The organism is Gordonia polyisoprenivorans NBRC 16320 = JCM 10675, from assembly GCF_000241325.1.
Taxonomy (GTDB): domain Bacteria; phylum Actinomycetota; class Actinomycetes; order Mycobacteriales; family Mycobacteriaceae; genus Gordonia; species Gordonia polyisoprenivorans.
In genome coordinates this window covers 1-501 of record NZ_BAEI01000002.1, presented here as the reverse complement: position 1 = coordinate 501, position 501 = coordinate 1, and the positions used below count along the sequence as shown (strand labels likewise).

Below are 501 nucleotides of genomic sequence, written 5' to 3'. Positions count from 1 at the left end.
CGGTTCGGCCGCCCCGACCGGCGTGTTCTTGCGCCACCAGCACCGTCCGGCCCACGGCCCGTCCCGATAAATCCCGGTCGTGTACTGTCCGGGGCCGTCGCCGACCATCCGGTTGTGTTTGCCGCAGGCGGGGGCGAGGTCACCGATGTTGGTGAGCCCACCTGTCGCATGATCTTTGGTGGCGTGATGGATTTCGACGTGCGCGGCGGGTTGAGTACACCCGGGAAACGAGCAGTATTCACCGCCGTCTTTGGCGAACAACGCGATCCGCTGGCCTTGACTCGCCAACCGCGCCCGACCCAAATACAGGGGCAGACGGGTGTGGTCGTCGAACACCGCCAACCACGGCTGGCACTGAGCGGCGAGGGCGATGACATCGGTGATCGGGAGGAGGGTGCCGGTCGCCGTGACGCCCATCCCGGTCTGCGCAATCAAATCCGACAGGGTGGCTTTGATGATCAGGTGTGGTGGTAGGCCGCGGTGCGACTGGGGGCCGAGGCC

General features: G+C 66.5%; 1 protein-coding gene. It reads right to left on the bottom strand.

Annotated features, from left to right (window positions below; all coding sequences use genetic code 11):
* A partial coding sequence (locus GOPIP_RS00790) for an HNH endonuclease signature motif containing protein (RefSeq protein ID WP_006367579.1) occupies positions 1 to 501 on the bottom strand: 501 nt, incomplete at both ends.